At 60.3% G+C, this 20,426-nt stretch carries 19 protein-coding genes and 1 pseudogene; 2 read left to right on the top strand and 18 right to left on the bottom strand.

Annotation, left to right across the window (positions count from 1 at the left end; genetic code table 11):
• Positions 1–9 precede the first annotated feature (9 nt).
• The 15 genes from fliI to sucC all read right to left on the bottom strand — a co-directional run bounded on the left by fliI (position 10) and on the right by sucC (position 16,144).
• Positions 10–1,323, bottom strand: a complete 1,314-nt coding sequence (fliI, locus tag H7C18_RS18205) for a flagellar protein export ATPase FliI (protein WP_185130518.1) — start codon at positions 1,321–1,323, stop codon at positions 10–12.
• Positions 1,316–2,158 carry a flagellar assembly protein FliH gene (gene fliH, locus H7C18_RS18200; RefSeq protein WP_185130517.1) on the bottom strand — a complete coding sequence of 281 codons (843 nt, stop codon included), beginning with the start codon at positions 2,156–2,158 and terminating at the stop codon, positions 1,316–1,318. Before fliH ends, fliI begins: the two co-directional genes overlap by 8 nt.
• Positions 2,151–3,167 carry a flagellar motor switch protein FliG gene (fliG, locus tag H7C18_RS18195; RefSeq protein WP_185130516.1) on the bottom strand — a complete coding sequence of 339 codons (1,017 nt, stop codon included), beginning with the start codon at positions 3,165–3,167 and terminating at the stop codon, positions 2,151–2,153. The genes fliH and fliG overlap by 8 nt, the downstream gene beginning before the upstream one ends.
• An 11-nt stretch (positions 3,168–3,178) precedes the next feature.
• Positions 3,179–4,750 (bottom strand): flagellar basal-body MS-ring/collar protein FliF, encoded by a 1,572-nt coding sequence (gene fliF, locus H7C18_RS18190; RefSeq protein WP_185130515.1) that lies wholly within the window; start codon positions 4,748–4,750, stop codon positions 3,179–3,181.
• 50 nt (positions 4,751–4,800) lie between these two features.
• Positions 4,801–5,109: a flagellar hook-basal body complex protein FliE gene (gene fliE, locus H7C18_RS18185; RefSeq protein ID WP_185130514.1), complete on the bottom strand. Its 309-nt coding sequence runs from the start codon at positions 5,107–5,109 to the stop codon at positions 4,801–4,803.
• A gap of 40 nt (positions 5,110–5,149) precedes the next feature.
• Positions 5,150–5,596 carry a flagellar basal body rod protein FlgC gene (gene flgC, locus H7C18_RS18180; protein ID WP_185130513.1) on the bottom strand — a complete coding sequence of 149 codons (447 nt, stop codon included), beginning with the start codon at positions 5,594–5,596 and terminating at the stop codon, positions 5,150–5,152.
• 31 nt (positions 5,597–5,627) lie between these two features.
• The gene (flgB, locus tag H7C18_RS18175; RefSeq protein WP_185130512.1) at positions 5,628–6,023 is read right to left on the bottom strand and encodes a flagellar basal body rod protein FlgB; all 396 of its coding nucleotides are present in this window, start codon (positions 6,021–6,023) and stop codon (positions 5,628–5,630) included.
• 251 nt (positions 6,024–6,274) lie between these two features.
• On the bottom strand, positions 6,275–7,042 hold the full coding sequence (codY, locus tag H7C18_RS18170; protein WP_185130511.1) for a GTP-sensing pleiotropic transcriptional regulator CodY: 768 nt from the start codon (positions 7,040–7,042) through the stop codon (positions 6,275–6,277).
• Between the two features lie 36 nt (positions 7,043–7,078).
• Positions 7,079–8,476, bottom strand: coding sequence for an ATP-dependent protease ATPase subunit HslU (gene hslU, locus H7C18_RS18165; RefSeq protein ID WP_185130510.1), 1,398 nt, complete (start codon positions 8,474–8,476; stop codon positions 7,079–7,081).
• Between the two features lie 26 nt (positions 8,477–8,502).
• On the bottom strand, positions 8,503–9,045 hold the full coding sequence (gene hslV, locus H7C18_RS18160) for an ATP-dependent protease subunit HslV (RefSeq protein WP_185130509.1): 543 nt from the start codon (positions 9,043–9,045) through the stop codon (positions 8,503–8,505).
• Between the two features lie 106 nt (positions 9,046–9,151).
• On the bottom strand, positions 9,152–10,492 hold the full coding sequence (gene trmFO / locus H7C18_RS18155; protein ID WP_185130508.1) for an FADH(2)-oxidizing methylenetetrahydrofolate--tRNA-(uracil(54)-C(5))-methyltransferase TrmFO: 1,341 nt from the start codon (positions 10,490–10,492) through the stop codon (positions 9,152–9,154).
• 84 nt (positions 10,493–10,576) lie between these two features.
• A complete protein-coding gene (topA, locus tag H7C18_RS18150; RefSeq protein WP_185130507.1) occupies positions 10,577–12,673 on the bottom strand; it encodes a type I DNA topoisomerase in 2,097 nt (698 codons plus the stop codon).
• A 67-nt stretch (positions 12,674–12,740) separates the two neighbouring features.
• The gene (gene dprA, locus H7C18_RS18145) at positions 12,741–13,877 is read right to left on the bottom strand and encodes a DNA-processing protein DprA (protein WP_185130506.1); all 1,137 of its coding nucleotides are present in this window, start codon (positions 13,875–13,877) and stop codon (positions 12,741–12,743) included.
• A gap of 148 nt (positions 13,878–14,025) precedes the next feature.
• On the bottom strand, positions 14,026–14,952 hold the full coding sequence (sucD, locus tag H7C18_RS18140; RefSeq protein WP_185130505.1) for a succinate--CoA ligase subunit alpha: 927 nt from the start codon (positions 14,950–14,952) through the stop codon (positions 14,026–14,028).
• Positions 14,953–14,983: 31 nt separating this feature from the next.
• The gene (gene sucC, locus H7C18_RS18135; protein ID WP_185130504.1) at positions 14,984–16,144 is read right to left on the bottom strand and encodes an ADP-forming succinate--CoA ligase subunit beta; all 1,161 of its coding nucleotides are present in this window, start codon (positions 16,142–16,144) and stop codon (positions 14,984–14,986) included.
• A 338-nt stretch (positions 16,145–16,482) separates the two neighbouring features.
• Here sucC and H7C18_RS18130 point away from each other — a divergent pair, with 338 nt between their 5' ends.
• Positions 16,483–18,015 carry a YifB family Mg chelatase-like AAA ATPase gene (locus H7C18_RS18130; protein ID WP_185130503.1) on the top strand — a complete coding sequence of 511 codons (1,533 nt, stop codon included), beginning with the start codon at positions 16,483–16,485 and terminating at the stop codon, positions 18,013–18,015.
• Positions 18,016–18,139: 124 nt separating this feature from the next.
• Positions 18,140–18,595: a BLOC-1 subunit 2 family protein gene (locus H7C18_RS18125; RefSeq protein ID WP_185130502.1), complete on the top strand. Its 456-nt coding sequence runs from the start codon at positions 18,140–18,142 to the stop codon at positions 18,593–18,595.
• 106 nt (positions 18,596–18,701) lie between these two features.
• On the opposite strand, the gene H7C18_RS18120 is transcribed toward H7C18_RS18125, so the two are convergent.
• The 3 genes and pseudogenes from H7C18_RS18120 to H7C18_RS18110 form a co-directional block, all read right to left on the bottom strand.
• Entirely contained in the window at positions 18,702–19,100 is a 399-nt protein-coding gene (locus H7C18_RS18120; RefSeq protein ID WP_238357789.1) for a YraN family protein, read from the bottom strand.
• Between the two features lie 22 nt (positions 19,101–19,122).
• Entirely contained in the window at positions 19,123–19,470 is a 348-nt protein-coding gene (locus H7C18_RS18115) for an EscU/YscU/HrcU family type III secretion system export apparatus switch protein (RefSeq protein WP_185130501.1), read from the bottom strand.
• Positions 19,467–20,426 (bottom strand): annotated as a pseudogene (locus H7C18_RS18110) (hypothetical protein); the annotation flags it as partial. The gene H7C18_RS18115 and the pseudogene H7C18_RS18110, both read right to left, overlap by 4 nt.

Below are 20,426 nucleotides of genomic sequence, written 5' to 3'. Positions count from 1 at the left end.
GTCATAACCTCATCTCTTGTAAAAATCGACGATCAGGCGCTGCTGCGTCTCTTCCAAGGTCACTTTCTCCGATGTCCGCTGCCGGGTAAAATCATGGATCGCGTCTATGTATTGGATCGATTTGTCGATTTCCGGATTCGATCCTCTCTGGTACGCCCCGATATGGATCAAGTCTTCCGAATCTCTATAAACAGAGAGCAATCGCTTGAGCTGTTCCGCCGCATCCTGCTGATCTTCGGATACGATGTCCTTCATGACGCGGCTGATGCTCGACAAGACGTCGATCGCCGGAAAATGGCCTTTGTGAGCCAGTTGCCGGCTGAGCACGATATGTCCGTCCAGAATGCCCCGCACCGCGTCGGCGATCGGTTCGTTCATGTCGTCCCCGTCGACCAGCACCGTATAGAAGGCGGTAATGGAACCGGAAGGTCCCGTGCCCGCCCGTTCCAGCAGCTTGGGCAGCGCGGCGAACACCGACGGGGTATACCCTCTGGTCGCAGGGGGCTCCCCGATCGCCAGTCCGACTTCGCGAAGTGCCATCGCGTAGCGGGTGACGGAATCCATCATCAGCATGACGTTCAGGCCGCGGTCCCGAAAATATTCCGCGATCGTCGTGGCGATAAGAGCGCCCTTGATCCGGATGAGGGCCGGCTGATCGGAAGTCGCGACGACGACGACCGAGCGGGCAAGTCCTTCCGGTCCGAGATCGCGCTCGATGAATTCGAGCACTTCCCTGCCGCGTTCGCCGACGAGGGCGATCACGTTGACGTCCGCCGTCGTATTGCGGGCGATCATTCCGAGCAGCGTGCTCTTGCCGACCCCGGAACCGGCGAAAATGCCCATCCGCTGACCCTGGCCGACGGTCAGAAGACCGTCGATGCAGCGGACGCCCGTGCCGAGCGGAAGCGCGACGCGAGGCCGCAGCAGCGGATTGTCCGGCGTGTTATGCGTCGAGTAATGCGGCAGGCGAGGCGGCAAGCGCGAGCCGTCGAGCGGACGTCCAAGTCCGTCCAGCACCTTGCCGAGCAGCTCGGACCCGACCTGAACGGTGAGCGGGCGGCCGGTCGTCACGACATCGCAGCCGGGGCCGACCGCATGCAGATCTCCCAGCGGCATGAGCACGACGCGGTTGTCGCGGAAGCCGACGACTTCCGCCAGTATCGGCTCCCCGCCCTTCAGCGGATGAATGGCGCACACGTCGCCGATGCCGGCGTCCGGCCCTTCGGATTCCACCGTCAAACCGATAATCTGGGTCACTTTGCCGTTCACCCGGACCGGATCGAGATGGCGGAGCGCCTCTTCGTATTTGGCGATGTCAAGCATCCTGCACCTCCGGCTCCCGCTCCTGGGCGGAAGGAGCCGCTACCTGCAGCAGCTCCTGGCGGATGGCCGCCAGTTGGGTGTCGATGCGGGCATCGATGCTGCCGAAAGCCGAGCGAATGACGCAGCCTCCCTCCGTCACGGAAGGATCCGGCACGATCTGCAGCTTCGCTTGGGAATCGATCGCCGTCGCCAGTTCTTCGCGAGCCGCTTCGAGGAATGCGAACTGCGCCGGCGCGACGCACAGCGTAATGACGCCCTGCTCCTTGCGTCTGGACAAGGCATGGACGGCCAGCTCGACCGTCAGCTCCGGCGTCTCGCGCAGCTTCCTGCCGATAATCTTCTCGGCAATTCGGCAGCTCAGCTCAACGAGGAAAGACTCGGCCTCGCCGATCAGACTTTCCTTCGCCGCATAGGCTTCCCGAACGATGTCGCTCGCTTCGCGCATTTTCTCGTCCCACTGCGCCTGCCCCTCGGCCCGAGCCTGTTCGCTTCCTTGCCGGTATCCGTCGTCGTAACCGCGCTGCCGGGCTTCTTCGGCATGCTGCTCGTCTTCCCTGCGCTTCGATTCCCACCACTTGCCGATTTCTTCCTCGGCTTCGCGGCGCAGTTGGCCGGCGGTTTCCTGGGCCTCCCGAACTAGATGTTCCGCCGCCTGCTCGGCATCCTGCAAAATGCGGTCCTTCAACGATTGAGTTTCGACATCAAGCGAGGATTCTCCTCCGTTAGCGCCATCGGAATCGGAAATAATTTGCGGTTTGGTCGCCATCCGGAGCTGCTCTATGCGTCTTAAGTCCTCCACCGAGATGACATGGGAAGATTTGATCAGATTAGACAATAATATCGTCTCCTCCGCCGCGGGCGATGATGATCTCGCCGGCTTCTTCCAGTCTCCGGATCGTCGCTACGATGCGGGTTTGCGCTTCTTCCACGTCGCGCAGCCGCACCGGCCCCATGTATTCCATCTCTTCCTTGAACGTATCGGACATCCGCTTGGACATGTTCCGGAAGATCGCTTCCCGGACTTCCTCGCTCGCCACTTTGAGCGCCAATTGCAGGTCGGCGTTCTCGATGTCGCGGATAATGCGCTGGATCGAGCGGTTGTCGAGGTTGACGATGTCCTCGAAGACGAACATCCTTTTCTTGATCTCTTCCGCAAGCTCCGGATCCTGAATCTCGAGAGAATCGAGAATCGTGCGCTCGGTTCCCCGGTCGACGCCGTTCAGGATTTGAACGATCGACTCGATGCCGCCCGCATTCGTGTAGTCCTGCGTTACCGTCGCGGACAGCTTCTGCTCCAATACCCGCTCCACCTGGGAGATGACTTCCGGCGACGTGCTGTCCATGAGCGCGATCCGCCGGGCCACCTCCGCCTGCTTGTCCTGCGGCAGCGAAGAGAGCACCGCGGACGATTGTTCCGGCAGCAGGTACGAGAGCACGAGGGCGATCGTTTGCGGATTCTCGTTCTGAATGAAGTTCAGAATTTGCGTCGGCTCGGCTTTGCGGGCGAAGTCGAACGGGCGAACCTGAAGGGTCGCGGTCAGCCGGTGCAGAATGTCCGAGGCTTTCTGCGAGCCGAGCGCCTTCTCCAGAATCTCCTTCGCGTACGTAATCCCGCCTTGCGAAATATATTCCTGAGCCACGCAGATCTGATGGAATTCCGAGAGAATCGTCTCTTTCTCTAAGCTATCCACCTTCCGGACGTTGGCGATCTCCAGCGTTAGCTGCTCGATCTCGTCGTCCCGAAGATGCTTGAACACGTTAGCGGATACGTCAGGCCCAAGCGTGATGAGCAGAATGGCCGCTTTCTGACGTCCGCTCAGTTGGTACTGTCCCGATTTCGCCATTGCAGACACCTCTATTCATCCACCAGCCAAGTCCGGAGCAAATTGACGAATTCGTCCGGTTTGCGCTTGGCCAATCCTTCCAGTTGCTTGCGAACCTGGCTCTCGCTCGTGACGCTGTCGATGTCGATCGTCGGCAATTCCGCGCGCGCCGGCTCTTCCGCGACCATGGCCGCCTCGCGGTTCGCCTTGCGCCGACGATAGGCGTAGAAGCCGCCGCCGAGCAGCGCGAGCGCAAGCACGCCGAGTCCCGCCAGCCAATAGGTCGAAGCGGTCGTTCCTTTGGTTCCGGTCGCCGGATTGGCGAACGATTGCGAGATGACCGATACCCGGTTGGTCAAATCGGCGTCCGTCAAATTCTGTCCGGAGTTCGCGAGCAGCGTCCGAACGTCGTTTACGAGCTTCTGCTGAATCTCCTGCTGCTTCTGCGGCGTCATGACCGCCGAGTCGACCGCCACGCTGATCGACAAATCTTTTACTTGATACGGAGAGAACGTCGTGTTCGTCGTGATGTGGCTGTTCTCGTAGGTGGTCGAAGACGAAGTGCTCTCGGAAGAAGAACCGGTCGTTCCGCTGGATGCGGGATAGTTCGCCACGTCCGTCTGCCCGGTCCCCGCGACGCCTCCCGCCGAGCTTTCCGAGCCGGTGGAAGATTGCGTCTGGTTCTGCTCGCTCGTGATCGCGCCTTTGTTGTCGTTATTGTCGAGCGGCTTGACGAGCTGCTCCTGCTGCGTCTTCTGATCGAAGTTAAGCGAGGAAACGACGCTGACGACCACGTTTTCCATGCCCACGATCTGCGCGAGGAATTGTTCGGTCTTCGTCTTGACGTCGCTCTCGAACTTGCGCTGGATCTCGAACTGCTGATCGAGCATCGTCCCGCTGATGCCGCCGCCGGTCCCGCCGATCGCCGACGACGGCGACAGCTCGCCGCTCTGGCTTGTGATCGTGATGTCGTCGACGTTCAAGTTCGGAATGGCCGTTTTGACAAGGTTGAAGTAACTGTCGATCTCTTCCTGCTTCGGACGGAATCCCGGCTTGAACGTCAGCTGGATCGATGCGGAAGCCCGCTCTTTGTCCTCATCGTTCAGAAAGACGCTCTCTTCCGGCAGATTGACCAGCACCTTCGCCCGCTGGATGCCCTGCATGCCGAGCAGCAGCTGCTGGACTTCGCCGTTCAGCGCATTTCGGTACTTGACCTTAAATTCTTGGTCCGTCGTGCCGATAGAAGAAGAGTTCTTGCTTAATTCCGCGAACCCGATCGAACCGTTCTGAACGAGCCCCTGCGAGCCGATGGCCACTTTGACCCGGTCCGCCGAAGCGCTCGGCACCGAGATGCTCGTGCCGCCGTCGCCAAGCTTGTACGGAATGCCGCTGCTGTCCAAATAATCCATGATCGCCTGCGAATCGGTGCTGTCGAGGTTCTGAAACGCGAGCTCGTACTGCGTTCTCGTAAATAAAAAAGTCAATAGGATGACGGCCAGGATCAAAAACGCGGCCGCCGACGCGAGAACCCATTTCTGGGTCTTGCTGTATTGATTCCAGAAGCCGAGCAGCTTCCCCCAAATACGGGCCAACTTCTCGCTCACGATTTCACCTCACCTGCGGACTTTGCTGCGGAATGCGGACTTTTCGGACGTTACATGGTGATCCGCATAATCTCCTGATAAGCCTCGACCGCTTTGTTGCGGATTTGCGAGGTCAATTCCAAGCTGAGCTCGGCCTTGGAAGCGGCAATCATCACGTCGTTCACATCGGCTTTTCCGATCATGAATTGGTCGTTCAGATTATGTACGTTCGTCTCTTGCGCCGCCACGCCGTCCAGCGCGTTTTTCAGAAAAGAAGCGAAGCTCTCCGTCGCTTCCGCCGGGGTAGCGGGCTTGGATGCCGCAGCGGAAGCTCCCATCGACGCGGGGCTGATGGCGGACACCGGAATATTTTGAATCATCTGTTTCAATCCTCCCGTCTTGGGGTAATTCGTCTACGGATTAGCTTTTGCCGATCTCCAGCGACTTGGCGAACATCGCTTTGCTCGCATTGAACGCCGTTACGTTGGCTTCATAGGAACGGGATGCCGAGATCATGTCCACCATTTCCTTCAGGATGTCGACGTTCGGCATGCTGACCATACCGTTCGCATCGGCGTCCGGATGCGTCGGATTATATTCTTGCTTGAACGGCGCCGGATCGTCTTCGATGGAGGCCACCTGGACGCCTTGGGATGCCAAGCCTCCCATTTTGCCGTTTAAGACATCGGCGAAATTTTGCTTCATCGGTTCGACGACGACCATCTTTCTGCGATACGGAACGAATTGCCCGTTCACGTAGCTGGCCCTTGTCGTGTCCGCGTTGGCGATATTCGAGGAAATGACATCCATCCGAAGCCGCTGGGCGGTCAAGCCCGATGCGCTGATATCGAAACCGTCCAATCTCATCTTTCAAGTCCTCCCGGCTGTCGGATTGCGGTTATTGGCCCGTGATGCCGATTCTGAGCATCTTGATGTCGTGGTTCACTTGCTGGGCGTAGAAATTATAACGAAGTTGATTCTCGGCGAGTAGCGACATTTCTTTGTCGATGTCGACATTGTTTTTGTCATTGTTGATCAAAGTCCCGCCTTCCGTAACCACCTGGGCTTGAGGGACTATGGAAGTCGCGGCTCCGGACCCTCCCGGCGAGGTTGTCTGCGCATTGTTTCCGGTACCCATCGCCTGGGCCAGTAGGTCCTCGAACACAACGTCCGATCTTTTAAAATTAGGAGTATCGACATTTGCGATATTATTCGACAGTACCGACTGTCTTAAGGACGCCGCCTTAAGAGCCCCTTCCAGCCTCTGAAAGGAAGCTCCGCTTAGCAAATCCACGATTGACCGCCTCATTTCATCCCTGGTGTGTTTTGGTTAATGCTTCCATATCGACTATGTATTCAACAAGCACCTGCCCAATTCCTGCTTTTTTCGACAAACCGACCAAAACGTTTTAAAATCGCGTCGATTTATGACGACATTAAAAATTTCTAAGAACAATCATCCCCGATGGATGGTAAAACGACAATAAGAAAAAAGCCCTAATCTTGCGAACAAGATCGGACTTTCCATATAAATCTTATGTTTGTTTAATTTTTGCGAGCTTCCAATTCCTGGATCAACTGGGGGTTGAGGATGCGGATGTAAGTCCCTTTCATCCCTAAAGAACGGGTATCGATGACTCCTGCGCTTTCCAATTTACGGAGCGCATTTACGATAACCGAGCGGGTGATCCCGGCTCGATCGGCGATTTTGGAGGCGACGAGCAACCCTTCTTTTCCTTCCAGCTCTTCAAAAATGTGGTCGACCGCCTCCAGCTCGCTGAAGCTGAGAGAATTGACCGCGATCGTCACGACCGCCTTGCTGCGAGCCTCGACTTCCCGTTCCTCCGCTCGTTCCCGAAGGATTTCCATGCCGATAATCGTAGAACCGTACTCTGCCAGAATCAGGTCGTCGTCGCCGAACGTTTGATTTTCCCTAGCCAGGACCAAAGTCCCTAATCGGTCGCCGCCCCCGATAATCGGCACGATCGTCACCGTCTGATCGGCGAAGGCGGCCTCCACCGGCGCCAAAGTTTCTCCCGGCGCGACGTTCGACGCCGTCTCGGCGATCCGCAGCAGCTGTTCGTTCGTCTCCGGCGGAAACCGGAGCTCGTCGGCCTCGTTCTGCCTCAGCCACGCTTCCGGGAAGTGCGGGGAAGGCGCCGCCCCGAGAATCTTGCCTCGGCGGCTGACGACGAAGACGCCGCCCGTTACCGTCTCGCGCAGCACCTCCGCCATCTCCCTGAAGTTAAGCGGCTTGCCGGCCGCCTTCTGAAGCAGAGTGTTCAGCGACCTCATTTTTTCCAACAACGTCATAATTCCATATCCTCCTACTTGACGCCCAACCCATTGCTATAAAATATATTGACTCAAATCGCGGTTGCTGGCAATAGTGGACAGCTTATCCCGCACATACTCGGGCGTAATCGACAGCCGGGTCAGCTCGAGCTCCGGCGCCTCGAAGGACAAGTCCTCGAGCAGCTTCTCGAGAAGCGTATGCAAGCGCCGGGCCCCGATGTTCTCCGTGTTGCGGTTGACGTCCTGGGCCATGCGGGCGAGCTCGGCGATCGCCTCGGGGGTGAAGTCGATCTCGATGCCTTCGGTGCCGAGGAGAGCCGTATACTGCTTCGTGAGCGCATTCTCCGGTTCCGTCAGAATGCGCACGAAATCCTCGTCCGTCAGGCTGGACAGCTCGACGCGGATCGGGAACCGTCCCTGCAGCTCGGGAATAAGGTCGGACGGCTTCGCGACATGGAAAGCGCCGGCGGCGATGAACAGCACGTAGTCCGTCTTGACCGGGCCGTACTTGGTCATGATCGTGGAGCCCTCGACGATCGGCAGGATGTCGCGCTGCACCCCTTCGCGCGAAACGTCGGGCCCCCCCTGTCCGCGGCCGGTGCTGGCGATCTTGTCGATCTCGTCGATGAAGATGATGCCGGACTGTTCGGCCTTGCGAACCGACTCGGACACGACGTCGTCCATGTCGATCAGCTTGCCGGCTTCTTCGACGGCGAGCACCTTGCGCGCTTCCTTGACCGGCAATTTGCGCTTCTTGCGGCGCTTCGGCATGAACTGGCTGAACATCTCCTGCATATTCTGTCCCATCTGCTCCTGGCCGGGACCCGCGAACAGGTCGAGCATCGACGGAGTGGCGTCCTCGACGTCGATCTCGACAATCTCGTTCTCCAGTGCGCCGGCTTCGAGCTTCGTCAGCGTATCCGAGCGTTTCGTCTGCAGGTTCGGGTCGACCGGCTCCTGCTCGTCCTGCTGCTGGTTCTGTCCGCCGCCGAACAGCATCTCCAGCGGGTTGCGCTGCGATTTCGGCTTCGCGGGAGACGGGACGATCAGCGCGGCGAGGCGTTCGTTGGCCGCTTTCTCCGCCTTGTCCTTCACCTTCTCCATCCGCTCTTCCTTGACCATCCGGATCGCCGTCTCCACCAAGTCCCGCACCATCGACTCGACGTCCCGTCCGACGTAGCCGACTTCGGTAAACTTCGTCGCTTCGACTTTGATGAAAGGCGCATGGACGAGCTTGGCGAGCCTGCGGGCGATTTCGGTCTTGCCGACGCCCGTGGGGCCGATCATCAGGATGTTCTTGGGCACGATCTCGTCCTGCAGCTCCTCCGGAAGCCGGCTGCGGCGATACCGGTTGCGCAAGGCGACGGCTACGGATCGCTTGGCCTGCTTCTGGCCGACGATATATTTATCAAGCTCCGCGACGATTCGGCGGGGCGTCCACTGATCGTTCATCCTCTATCCCTCCGCTTTCCCTGGGGTTAAATCTCTTCGACGACGAGGTTGTCGTTCGTAAATACGCAAATCTCCGAAGCGATCTGCAGCGCGTTGCGGGCGATCTCCTTCGCCTCCAGACCCGGCGCATGGCGCATGAGCGCGCGGGCCGCGGCCAAGGCGAAGCTTCCCCCGGAACCGATCGCCAGCACGCCGTCGTCCGGCTCGATGACTTCTCCGTTGCCGGACAGGAGCAGCATGCCCGTCGCATCCACGACGATCATCATCGCTTCCAGACGGCGAAGGACGCGGTCTGAGCGCCAATCCTTCGCCAGCTCGACGGCCGCCCGCTGCAGGTTGCCATGATGCTCCTCGAGCTTGCCTTCGAACTTCTCGAACAGCGTGATGGCATCGGCCACCGAACCGGCGAATCCCGCGAGCACTTGCCCGCGGTACAAGCGCCGGACTTTTTTGGCGGAGTGCTTCATGACCATGCTGTTGCCGAACGTCACTTGCCCGTCGCCCGCGATCGCGCCTTTGCCGTTCATGCGAACCGCGCAGATCGTCGTAGCGTGAAAACTCATTTCCATGGGGGTTCCTCCCTCTATCAAACGTTTTCTTCATCCTGTCGCTTGCTTGCGTTCGCCGGAAACGGCAGGAAGCAGCGGGCGCGTAAAACCGGCTGCCGTCGCTGCTTCATGGAGTCGGGATGTCGCTTCTGATTTCCGCGCTTTCCCGGAATCGCTCGATCGCTTCCAGCGCCCTTGCGGCGATGGCCTCGTTCTTCTCCTGCTTGCTGCGAACGCGCCGGCCAAGCGGAGGGAACAGCCCGAAATTCGCGTTCATCGGCTGGAAGTGGCGGAAGTCCGCCGTCGTGATGTACTCGGCCATGCTGCCTAGCGTGGTCTCGGCCGGCAGCGTCAAGGGCTCGAGGCCGCGGGCCGCCCGTCCGGCGTTGAAGCCGGCGATCATGCCGGAGGCGGCCGATTCGACGTAGCCTTCCACGCCCGTCATCTGCCCGGCGAAAAACAGCGTGTCGCGCGACCGCGCCTGGTACGTCGGACGCAGCAGTCTGGGAGAATTGATAAAAGTATTCCGGTGCATAACTCCGTAACGGACGAATTCCGCGTTCTCCAGCCCGGGAATGAGCGAGAATACCCGCTTCTGCTCGCCCCACTTCAGATGGGTCTGGAAGCCGACCAGGTTGTACAGCGTGCCGGCGGCGTTGTCCTGGCGCAGTTGAATGACCGCGTGAGGCTGCTTGCCGGTGCGCGGATCGACAAGGCCGACCGGTTTGAGAGGCCCGAACAGCATCGTCTGCTTGCCGCGTCCCGCCATCACTTCGATCGGCATGCAGCCCTCGAACACCATGTTCTTCTCGAAGTCTTTGACTTCCGCCGTCTCGGCCGTCGTGAGCGCCTCGTAGAACGCGTCGAACTCCTCTTCGGTCATCGGGCAGTTCAGGTAGGCGGCTTCGCCCTTGTCGTAACGGGAAGCGAGAAAGACCTTCTCCATATCGATGGAATCCTTCTCGACGATGGGCGCCGCCGCGTCGAAGAAGTAAAAGTACTCTTCGCCGAGAAATTCGCGGATTCGCGCGGACAGTTCCGGAGACGTCAACGGCCCCGTGGCAATGACCGCGATCCCGTCTTCGGGAATTTCCGTCAGCTCTTCGTTCACGACGGAGACGAGCGGATGCTCCCGCAGCCGGCGCGTCACTTCGCCGGAGAAGCCGTCCCGGTCCACCGCCAGCGCGCCGCCCGCCGGAACGGCGTGACGGTCGGCGGCCGACAGGATCAGCGAGCCGAACCGGCGCATCTCCTCCTTCAGCACGCCGACCGCGTTGGTGAGCCCGTTCGCGCGCAGGCTGTTGCTGCAGACCAGCTCGGCGAAGCGGTCGGTATGATGCGCCGGCGTGCGGCGCGCGGGTCGCATCTCGTACAGCGTGACGGGGACGCCTTGGGAAGCGATCTGCCAAGCGGCCTCGCTTCCCGCAAGGCCGGCGCCGATGACCGTCACGGATCGGTTCGCGTTCACGGGTTCAAAATCCCCCTCTGTCTCTCATTCGATATCGGCAGGAAGGAATCGGGTTCTCCCCGGCGCGAGGATTCCGCCGAAGCGTTATTCCGCCGCCTCTTCCTGCTCGGCCGCCTCTTCGCTGTGCGAGCATTGGGTGCAATTCCATTGGACGGAGCCTCGAGCTCGCTTCTCCACCATCAGCCCGCCGCATTCCGGGCACGGCTTGGCGACCGGCTTATCCCAGGATACGAAGTCGCACTCCGGATATCGGTCGCAGCCGAAGAACATGCGTCCCTTCTTGCTCCGGCGCTCGACGATGTGCCCCTCCTTGCATTTCGGGCACAACACGCCGGTCGCCTTGACGATCGGCTTCGTGTTCCGGCACTCGGGAAAGCCCGAGCAGGCAAGGAACTTGCCGAAGCGTCCCATCTTGTAGACCATCGGACGGCCGCATTTGTCGCAGATTTCGTCGGACGGCTCGTCTTTGATCTCGATCTCCTTCATTTCTTCTTCGGCGACTTCAAGCCGCTTCTCGAACGACTTGTAAAACTCGCCGATAACGTCGACCCAGTTCTCCTTGCCTTCTTCCACATGGTCGAGATCGTCTTCCATGTGAGCGGTGAATTCGGCGTTCAAGATTTCCGGGAAAAACTCTTCCATCAGCTGAATAATCAGCTCGCCGAGCTCGGTCGGGAAAAACTTCTTCTCTTCGATCGCCACGTAATTCCGCTTCTGGATCGTCTCCAGCGTCGGCGCGTACGTGCTGGGCCGGCCGATGCCGAGCTCCTCCAGCGTCCGGACGAGCCGGGCTTCCGTGTAGCGCGGCGGCGGCTGCGTGAAATGCTGGCTCGGCTCGATCGAGTCGGCCGTCAGCTTGTCGCCCGTCGCGAGCGGCGGCAGCAGCCGGTCCTCCTCGGTCGTCCCGTCGTCGTTGCTCTCGACGTACACTTTCATGAACCCGGCGAACTTCAGCTTGGAGCCGTTCGCCCGGAAAATGGCTTCGCCTCTGTGGAGATCGACCGTCATCGTGTCCAAAATGGCAGACGCCATCTGACTAGAGACGAAACGTTCCCACACGAGCTTGTAGAGACGATGCTGGTCCCGCGACAGGAACGGCTTCAGCTCATCCGGCTCCCGCATGACCGACGTCGGACGGATCCCTTCGTGCGCGTCCTGGGCGTTCGCGTTCTTCTTGAGATAAACCCGGGGCGTCTCGGGATAGAACTTTTCGCCGTACTTCCCGACGATGAATTCTTTGGCTTCCTCCTGGGCGACGGGCGAGATGCGGGTCGAGTCGGTTCTCATGTAGGTGATGAGACCGACGGTTCCTTCCTTGCCGAGGTCGACGCCTTCGTAAAGCTGCTGGGCGACCTGCATCGTCTTGGCGGCGCGGAAGCCGAGCTTGCGGGCCGCTTCCTGCTGCAGGGAGCTTGTGATGAACGGAGGGGACGGATTGCGCTGCCGCTCCTTCTCCTTTACTTCGCCGACGGCGAACGGGCTCTCCCCCAGACCGTCCAGCACTTCCTTGACGTCCGCTTCGCTGTGAAGCTCCTTCTTCTCGCCGCGGAACGAATAGAACTTCGCTTCGAACGAGGAGCCTCCCTTTTTCAGATGGGCGGTGATGCTCCAGTACTCTTCCGGCACGAACGCCTTGATCTCGTTCTCGCGGTCGATGATCAGCTTGACGGCGACCGATTGCACGCGGCCGGCGCTAAGGCCCTTCTTGACCTTCTTCCACAGCAGGGGGCTGATCTTGTACCCGACCAGCCGATCGAGCACGCGGCGGGCCTGCTGGGCGTTCACGAGGTCCATATTGATCGGACGGGGCGTCTTGAAAGCGTCCTTGACCGCCTGCTTCGTGATTTCGTTGAACACGACGCGGCAGGCGTCCTGCTGGTCCAAATCCAGATAGTGAGCCAAATGCCAGGCGATCGCTTCTCCCTCGCGATCGGGGTCGGCCGCGAGATAAACTTTTTTGACCTTCTTGCTGGCGTCCTTCAAATCCTTCAGGACGTTGCCTTTTCCGCGAATCGTGATGTATTTGGGTTCGAAATCGTTCTGGATTTCGACGCCGATCTGGCTCTTGGGCAAATCCCGAATGTGGCCCATGGACGCTTTGACGATAAATTTGCTTCCCAAATACTTGCCGATCGTCTTGGCTTTGGCCGGTGATTCTACGATGACGAGCGAGTCCGCCACATCCATTCCTCCTCTCCAACGGTCGACGGGTCCTCGGATCCGCGGCCGCCGGAGCGCCGACGGCCGATCAAAGGACAGTATATACAGAACCCGGTTGCTGGTGAATTCGTCGCTTTATTTGTAAAGATAGCAGAACCGAGTGCAAAAGTCCAAACGTCAGGCCGCTTCGGGCGGATAATTCGTCGATCGATAAGGGACGTTCCAGCAGCAAATCGTACAGCCGGGCCTCGTCCGGCGTCAGGTTCGCACCGGCGGGATCCGGTTTTCTCAGGCGCCCCGGAGGCGCCTCTCGGCTGCCTTCGCGCAAAATTTCGGGAGGCAGAACATGCTGGAATTCCAGCAATATATCGTCGATGCGCATCACCGCCTTGGCCCCTTGCCGCAGCAAATCGAGCGCGCCGGAGCTTCGGGGCGAAGTAATCGGTCCCGGAACGACGAACAACTCTCGATTCGCGTCGATCGTACATTTCGCCGTAATCAAAGCGCCGCTGCTGTCTCCGGCCTCGACGACGACCGTGCCGAGCGACAGGCCGGCGATAATCCGGTTGCGAAGCACGAAGTGTCCGCGGGCCAGCTGCGTGCCGAGCGGCATCTCGGAGACGATGAGCCCCGTCTCCGAGATCTTGCGGTACAAGGCGCGGTTCTCCGCCGGATACGGCGCGTCGGCCGGCGAGGCCAGCACCGCGATCGTGCCGCCCGCCCGGTTGACGGCACCCCGGTGCGCGGCGCCGTCGATGCCTTTGGCCATGCCGCTGACGACGGCCAGGCCTCGTTCCGCGCACGCGGCGGCCAAGTCCTCCGCGACGCGGAGACCGTAAGCGGTGGCGAGTCGCGTGCCGACGAACGCCACGGCCGGGCGGTCCGTCAGCAGCTCCGGGCGGCCGATGCAGTAGAGCACCCAAGGCGGCTGATCCGGACTTTGCTTCAGCAAAAACGGATAGCGCGGATCCCGTCTCGTCACCGCAAATACGCCGGCCCTCGATCGCTTTCGCCATGCCGCTTCCATCGATTCCGGGCGCAGCCGTCGAACGAGATTTTCCCGCTGCCGCACGTTCAAGCCGAATTCGCGCCAATCCCTTTCGCGACGGTCCAGCGCCTCGGCCAAACCTCCGCCCGCCATAATGCGCTTGATCGTCTTCCAGCCGACGCCTTCCGCCTCGTGCAGGCCGATCAACACTTCGTCCAAGCTCCATTCCTGCGCCATGCTTCCCTCTCTCCTTCGCCAAAATGATCGATCGGCCCATTCAGTGGCCCGGCCAAACAAAAAAAAGACAGCCCTCCACGCCCCCGTCAGGGGGGCGGAAGGCTGCCTGCCTATCCGTCTCGCTTCTATTAAAAGATGCGCTTGGGCGTTAGCCTTTGCACTTCTCCAGAAGTCCGCGTTCTTCGAGCACGCCGACAAGCGTCGCGCCCATGTCGGACGGCGTCGGAGCGACGCGAATGCCGCACTCTTCGAGCTTGGCGATCTTCTCGGCCGCCGTGCCCTTGCCGCCGGAGATGATCGCGCCGGCATGGCCCATCCGCTTGCCCGGAGGCGCCGTGGCGCCGCCGATGAAGCCGACGACCGGCTTCTTCATGTTCGCCTTGATCCATTCGGCCGCTTCCTCTTCCGCGGTGCCGCCGATTTCCCCGATCATGATAACCGCGTACGTATCCGGATCTTCATTGAACAGGTTCAGGATGTCGATAAACTCGGAGCCTTTGACCGGGTCTCCGCCGATGCCGACCGCGGACGATTGTCCGATGCCGCGGGTCGTCAATTGGTGCACCGCTTCGTACGTCAGCGTGCCGGAGCGGGACACGACGCCCACGTGGCCTTTCTTGTGAATATAGCCCGGCATGATGCCGATCTTGATCTCTCCCGGCGTGATGACGCCCGGACAGTTCGGGCCGATCAGGCGGGTTTTCTTGCCTTCCATATAACGCTTGACCTTGACCATGTCGAGCACCGGAATGCCTTCCGTGATGCAGATGACCAGGTCCAGCTCGGCGTCGACCGCTTCCATGATGGAGTCGGCCGCGAACGGAGGCGCGACGTAAATAACGGAAGCCGTGGCGCCCGTGGCCGCAACCGCTTCTTTGACCGTGTTGAAGATCGGCAGCGTTACCTTCGTGCCGTTCTCCAGATCGAAATCGATCGTTTGGCCGCCCTTGCCCGGCGTAACGCCGCCGACCATCTGCGTGCCGTAATCCAACGCACCCTTGGCGTGGAACGCGCCCGTCGCGCCCGTGATGCCTTGGGTGATCACCTTGGTGTTTTTATCGATCAAAATACTCATGACTTCACACTCCCCGGTTGGTTCTCCCTTGTCATTTCACAAGCGACACGATTTTTTGCGCGCCGTCGGACATCGAATCGGCGGCCACGATATTGAGGCCGGATCCGTTCAAAATTTCTTTGCCGAGCTGGACGTTCGTGCCTTCCAGACGAACGACGAGCGGCTTGTCGAGGCCGAGCTCGCGGGCAGCCGCCACGACGCCTTCGGCGATGATGTCGCACTTCATGATGCCGCCGAAAATGTTGACGAAAATGCCCTTGACGTTCGCGTCGCTCAGGATGATTTTGAACGCTTCGGTGACTTTCTCTTTGGTTGCGCCGCCGCCGACGTCCAGGAAGTTCGCCGGTTCGCCGCCGTAATATTTGATAATGTCCATCGTCGCCATTGCGAGGCCCGCGCCGTTGACCATACAGCCGATGTTGCCGTCGAGCGCGATGTAGGACAGATCGAACTTGGAAGCTTGAATTTCCTTCTCGTCTTCTTCGTCCAGGTCGCGCAGCTCGACGATGTCCTTATGCCGGAACAGCGCGTTGGAATCGAAGTTCAGCTTGGCGTCGAGCGCAATGATGTCGCCGCTGCCGGTAACGACGAGCGGATTGATCTCGGCGATCGAGCAATCCTTGTCCACAAACGCCGCATAAAGCGACAGCATGAACTTGATCGCTTTGTTGATCAACTCGTTCGGAATGTTGATCGCGTAAGCGAGACGGCGCGCTTGGAACGTCTGCAGGCCGACTGCGGGATCGATGACTTCTTTAATGATTTTCTCCGGGGAATGCGCGGCTACCTCTTCGATCTCCGTGCCGCCTTCTTCGGAGCCCATCAGCACGACGCGGCCGGTGCCGCGGTCGACGACGAGGCCGATATAATATTCCTTCTTAATGTCGCAGCCTTCTTCGATCAGGAGGCGTTTGACTTCCTTGCCCTCCGGACCGGTCTGGTGAGTGACGAGCACTTTGCCGAGAATCTGTTCGGCATACTGCTTCACTTCGGCCAGCCCTTTGGCGACCTTGACGCCGCCTGCCTTGCCGCGTCCGCCCGCATGGATCTGCGCTTTGACGACGACGACGGGCGTGCCGAGCTCTTCGGCCGCTTTGACGGCTTCGTCGACGGTAAAGGCGACTTTTCCGTTCGGAACGGTAACGCCATACTGTCTCAAGACTGCCTTGCCTTGATACTCATGAATATTCATGGCCTAGCATCCTCCCGTTTTGCACGCTTCTGAAGACACATCGAGGCCGATGTGCCTGTCTAAACCTTTCCTATTGTAACACCTTTTTTGTGAGCTTTGCTGAGTTTTTCATCAATTTTTCAGTCCCAATTGGCAATGATTTAATCTCGCCGCGCGAACGAAAAGCGCCGAATTCCTCTTATCGTTCCCTTTCCGGCATGCTTGCATGCGCCTTGCGCCAGATTGGCCGCACATTGACAGTCTTCTCGGGAGGCGGTAGACTTAGAGACAATAAGCGCGAAAAGGAAGCACCTTTCTTCGCCAACGGACACGTTGTGGAGGAGGGTGTTTTTGTCTATATGTATGCCAAAATGCTCAGCGCCAGCGTCGTCGGCGTCGAAGGCCGGCTGATCGAGGTAGAAGTCAATATCTCGTCCGGACTGCCTCAAGTGAACGTTGTCGGGCTGCCCGATCCCGCCGTGCGGGAATCGGTGGAACGGGTAAGGGCCGCGATCCAGAACGGCGGAATGAAATTTCCGCTCGACCGCATCACGGTCAACCTGGCTCCGGCCGACGTGCGAAAGGAAGGCAGCGCGTTCGATCTCGCGATCGCCGCCGGCATTCTGGGGGCCAGCGGCCAGATGCCGACGGACCGCTTGGCCGGTTCGCTGCTGATCGGAGAGCTGTCTCTCAACGGGGAAGTCAAAGCCGTGCCCGGCGTGCTGCCCATGGTCGAGATGGCGAGACGCGCGGGGCTTCCGCAAGTGTTCGTGCCGAGCGCCTGTGTCGCCGAGGCATCGCTGATCGAAGGCATTTGGGTGCGAAGCGTCGGTTCGCTGGCCGAATGGATAACGGGCGGAGGAACTTTGGAATCGGACGAAGCGCCCGTTTCCTTGCGTCCATCCGACACCGCAAGCAAGAGTAGCGAAGTCGACTTGGCCGACGTCGTCGGTCAACAGCACGGGAAACGGGCGCTGCTGATCGCGGCGGCCGGCATGCACAACTTGATTTTCGTGGGGCCTCCCGGCACGGGCAAAACGATGCTATGCCGCCGCCTTCCTACCTTGCTGCCTTCGCTTGACGACGAGGAAGCGCTAGAGGTGACGAAAATTTATAGCGTGAGCGGCAAATTGACGGACGCCCGAAGCGGCCTGATCCGGGAGAGACCGTTCCGCGCGCCGCACCACACGGTTTCGTCCGCCGGGTTGATCGGCGGCGGCTCGGTGCCGAAGCCCGGCGAAGTGACGCTGGCGCATCACGGCGTTCTTTTTCTTGACGAGATGCCGGAGTTTTCCCGGTCCGTACTCGAATCGCTGCGCCAGCCGATGGAGGACCTGCAAGTCACGATCGGACGCGCCCGGGGCGTGACCAGCTTCCCCGCCCGCTTCATGCTCGCGGCGTCCATGAACCCTTGCCCCTGCGGGTATTGGGGCGCGGAGACGGTCGAACGCCCCTGCACCTGTTCGCCTGCGGCCGTCGCCCGCTATCGCGCCCGGATGTCGGGGCCGCTCGCCGACCGGATCGACCTTCAGGTCGAGATGCCGCGGCAGACGGTTCCCGGCGCCGCTTCGGGCGGCATGACGTCGGCGGAAGGAAGGGCGCGGATCGCCGACGCCTGCGAGCGTCAGCGGCACCGTTACCGGCATGCCGGCATTCGCTGGAACAGCGAGCTTCAAGGCCGGCTGCTCGGCAAGTACGCAGCGCTCTCTCCCGGCGCGCAGTCTCTGCTTCATGCGGCTTACGCCACGCTAGGCCTCAGCTTTCGGGCCCACGACCGCATCTTGAAAATGGCCCGTACCATCGCCGATCTGGACGGAAGCGACGAAGCGACGGATGTCCATGTCGCCGAAGCGATCCAGTACCGCTGTCTCGATAAGCAGCCGGCCTTGTAAGTCTCTGCGCGATCGCGCAATTTTTCGGATATGGCGTAGTTTTAGATTCGTTGTCGTGGTAAGGTAGATTGGTAGAAAGATAAGTGCGGATGAAGAATTGGAGCCGAAAGAGGTGGATTCCCGAATGTCCGATATGGATGAAATCGCGCTGTCCATAAAGTCGATGCAAGCGGAGCAATCGCGTCACGGCGAACTGCTTGCTCAACTTTTAAAAATGATGGCGGCAACCAATCAAAAAGTGACGGACATGGACCGGAAGGTCGATCGGCTGGATCAGCGGGTTGACAGACTGGAGCAGAAAGTCGATAAGCTGGATCAGCGGGTCGATAGACTGGAGCAGAAAGTCGATAAGCTTGAGCAGAAAGTCGATAAGCTTGAGCAAAAAGTCGATAAGCTTGAGCAGAGAACGGGAGCGCTTGAGACGCGCGCGGATGAATTCGACCGCAAATGGGAGGAGACGAATTCTCTTCTCAAACGGCTCGCGGATGGACAGGAGCGCCAGGAACGCATTCTCGACGTGCTCTCCGCCAGATCGATCGACCACGAATCGCAATTGCAGAGGTTAAGACGGACGCCCTGACGGGGTGCGTCTCCCGTTCACCCCAATTCATAGAGAACTCCCGTTATCCCGACCAAGAAGTTCGGCTGCGATAACGGGAGTTTTTTCGGCTGAGAACTCTATTTTTTCAAAAAGCCCCGGGGATATGCTTCAGCTCTGCCACTTCGCTAGACGGGCCGAACGTGACGGCGACGACGTCAAAGCGCACCTGCCGAAGCAGCTGATTTCTGGTAGATAAATAAATATGCGCGACGCTTCGCACTTGGGCGCATTTGCGCGGCGTAATCGCTTCGATGGCGGTCCCGAACCGGGCCGAACCTCGCCGGGAGCGCACTTCGACGAACACCAGCGTCTCTCCGTCCAGCGCAATCAAATCCAGCTCGCCCGTTCGGCACCGCCAGTTCCGTTCCAGTATCCGAAATCCGTTCTCGCCAAGATAGCGGGCTGCGGCCTCCTCCGCCGCTCTCCCGGTTGCTCTGCGCCGGTCAGGGTGAGCCGGCCGGCGACTCGGCGGCATCCGTTCCATCCCCATCTCTCCTCGCATCGTCTTAGGGCAGCAGGGCGCTGCCGGCGTTTTTCAAACCGGCTCTTCGGTCGGCCCTGTATACGAAGCTGAGCACTTCCGCGACGAGCCTGTACAGCTCCGGCGGAATTTCCTGCTCCAAATCGAGCTTCGACAGCACTTCGACTAGCGAAGCATCCTCCTGGATCGGCACGCCGTTCTCTTGCGCGCGCTTCACGATCTCATCGGCAATCAGCCCCCGGCCTTTCGCAACGACGACCGGAGCGGAGCTTGTCTCCGGGCTGTACTTGAGCGCCACCGCCTTTCGGCGCAGCGGACTGTCGCTTCCTTCGGCCCGGTCCGAACGGCTTCTTCCTTCCGATTGCGGATTCATGCCAGGTAGTCCACCCCTTTATACGGCTTGGCGGCATAAGCGCCGGCCGCCAAGCGTTCGAGTTGGGCAGCGCTCCCTTCTTGCCGTGCGGCATTCGCCGATTTTTCTTCCTTGGAAGCGGACAGAACGGGGAACGGCGACGTCTGCAGAGACAAAAGCTGATAACCCGCGGCGCGAAGGCCCGCCGCCGCTTCGCCGCGAGCCGATTCCACGAGTTCCGCCACCCATGGACGATCGTTCAGCAGCTTAAGCGATACGGCATGGTCAACTACTTGAACGTCGACAAGCGTGTCGCCGAGATGGCTCATTCGCAAATCGAACATCAGCCGGCAGTTGCCGCTGTCCCATTCTCCTTTGCGGCCCCGGCGAGTCTGCACATGAATGGTCGCCGTCGTATCCCCGTCCGCCACTTTGAGCGGCACGAACAGCGTCATGTGGCTCATCATCGCCGTATTTTGCCTCTCCGGCGCCAGCAGCAGCTGCTGCCCCGTGATTTGATGAGCCATTCCCTGGGCCGCTTCCCGCAAGGCAGGAGGCAAATCGTCGGATGCCGCCAAGGCGAGCAGCGCGCTTTTGAGCGTATCGGCGGTCCGGGAAGCGTCCGCCTCCCCGCCGTCCGCACGCGCTGCGCCATCGGCTCCGTCTCCGGCCAGCTGCAGCGCCTGCCGTTCGTGCTCGACGCCCAGCCATTGCAGCATCCGGCCAAGCCAAGACGCGTCGGGCCGCTGCGCGTTCCCTCCCACCGCGGCCGCTCTCGCGCCGCTGCCGTCCGCGCCGCCGGCCATCGGCCCGGCGGCGTCATCGCGGCCGCTCGCCGCAGGCGGCGGCTCGCCTCCGGCGCCCGCCCCGGCGGGCGCCGCATGGAGCCGGCCGCTATTCGGCATGGCGGCGGCCGGCTCCGTCTCCGGCGCGGCGGCCGAAGCGGCCCGCGCCGCGGCATCCGCCGGCGCCCGCAG

The sequence above is a fragment of the Cohnella zeiphila genome (genome assembly GCF_014212055.1).
Classification (GTDB): domain Bacteria; phylum Bacillota; class Bacilli; order Paenibacillales; family Paenibacillaceae; genus Cohnella; species Cohnella zeiphila.
The sequence above is the reverse complement of the archived record's forward strand: the minus strand, read 5'-3'. Positions and strand labels throughout refer to the sequence as shown.

Excerpts from the sequence above, each read along its gene's own strand:
- hslV (WP_185130509.1), bottom strand. The coding sequence starts at position 9,045 with ATGGAAATGAGTTTTCACGCTACGACGATCTGCGCGGTTCGCATGAAC.
- sucD (WP_185130505.1), bottom strand. The coding sequence starts at position 14,952 with ATGAGTATTTTGATCGATAAAAACACCAAGGTGATCACCCAAGGCATC.
- H7C18_RS18120 (WP_238357789.1), bottom strand. The coding sequence starts at position 19,100 with ATGGAACGGATGCCGCCGAGTCGCCGGCCGGCTCACCCTGACCGGCGC.
- dprA (WP_185130506.1), bottom strand. The coding sequence starts at position 13,877 with ATGGCGCAGGAATGGAGCTTGGACGAAGTGTTGATCGGCCTGCACGAG.
- fliE (WP_185130514.1), bottom strand. The coding sequence starts at position 5,109 with ATGATTCAAAATATTCCGGTGTCCGCCATCAGCCCCGCGTCGATGGGA.
- H7C18_RS18115 (WP_185130501.1), bottom strand. The coding sequence starts at position 19,470 with ATGAATCCGCAATCGGAAGGAAGAAGCCGTTCGGACCGGGCCGAAGGA.
- flgC (WP_185130513.1), bottom strand. The coding sequence starts at position 5,596 with ATGAGATTGGACGGTTTCGATATCAGCGCATCGGGCTTGACCGCCCAG.
- hslU (WP_185130510.1), bottom strand. The coding sequence starts at position 8,476 with ATGAACGATCAGTGGACGCCCCGCCGAATCGTCGCGGAGCTTGATAAA.
- H7C18_RS18130 (WP_185130503.1), top strand. The coding sequence starts at position 16,483 with ATGTATGCCAAAATGCTCAGCGCCAGCGTCGTCGGCGTCGAAGGCCGG.
- sucC (WP_185130504.1), bottom strand. The coding sequence starts at position 16,144 with ATGAATATTCATGAGTATCAAGGCAAGGCAGTCTTGAGACAGTATGGC.
- H7C18_RS18125 (WP_185130502.1), top strand. The coding sequence starts at position 18,140 with ATGTCCGATATGGATGAAATCGCGCTGTCCATAAAGTCGATGCAAGCG.
- codY (WP_185130511.1), bottom strand. The coding sequence starts at position 7,042 with ATGACGTTGTTGGAAAAAATGAGGTCGCTGAACACTCTGCTTCAGAAG.
- fliI (WP_185130518.1), bottom strand. The coding sequence starts at position 1,323 with ATGCTTGACATCGCCAAATACGAAGAGGCGCTCCGCCATCTCGATCCG.
- fliG (WP_185130516.1), bottom strand. The coding sequence starts at position 3,167 with ATGGCGAAATCGGGACAGTACCAACTGAGCGGACGTCAGAAAGCGGCC.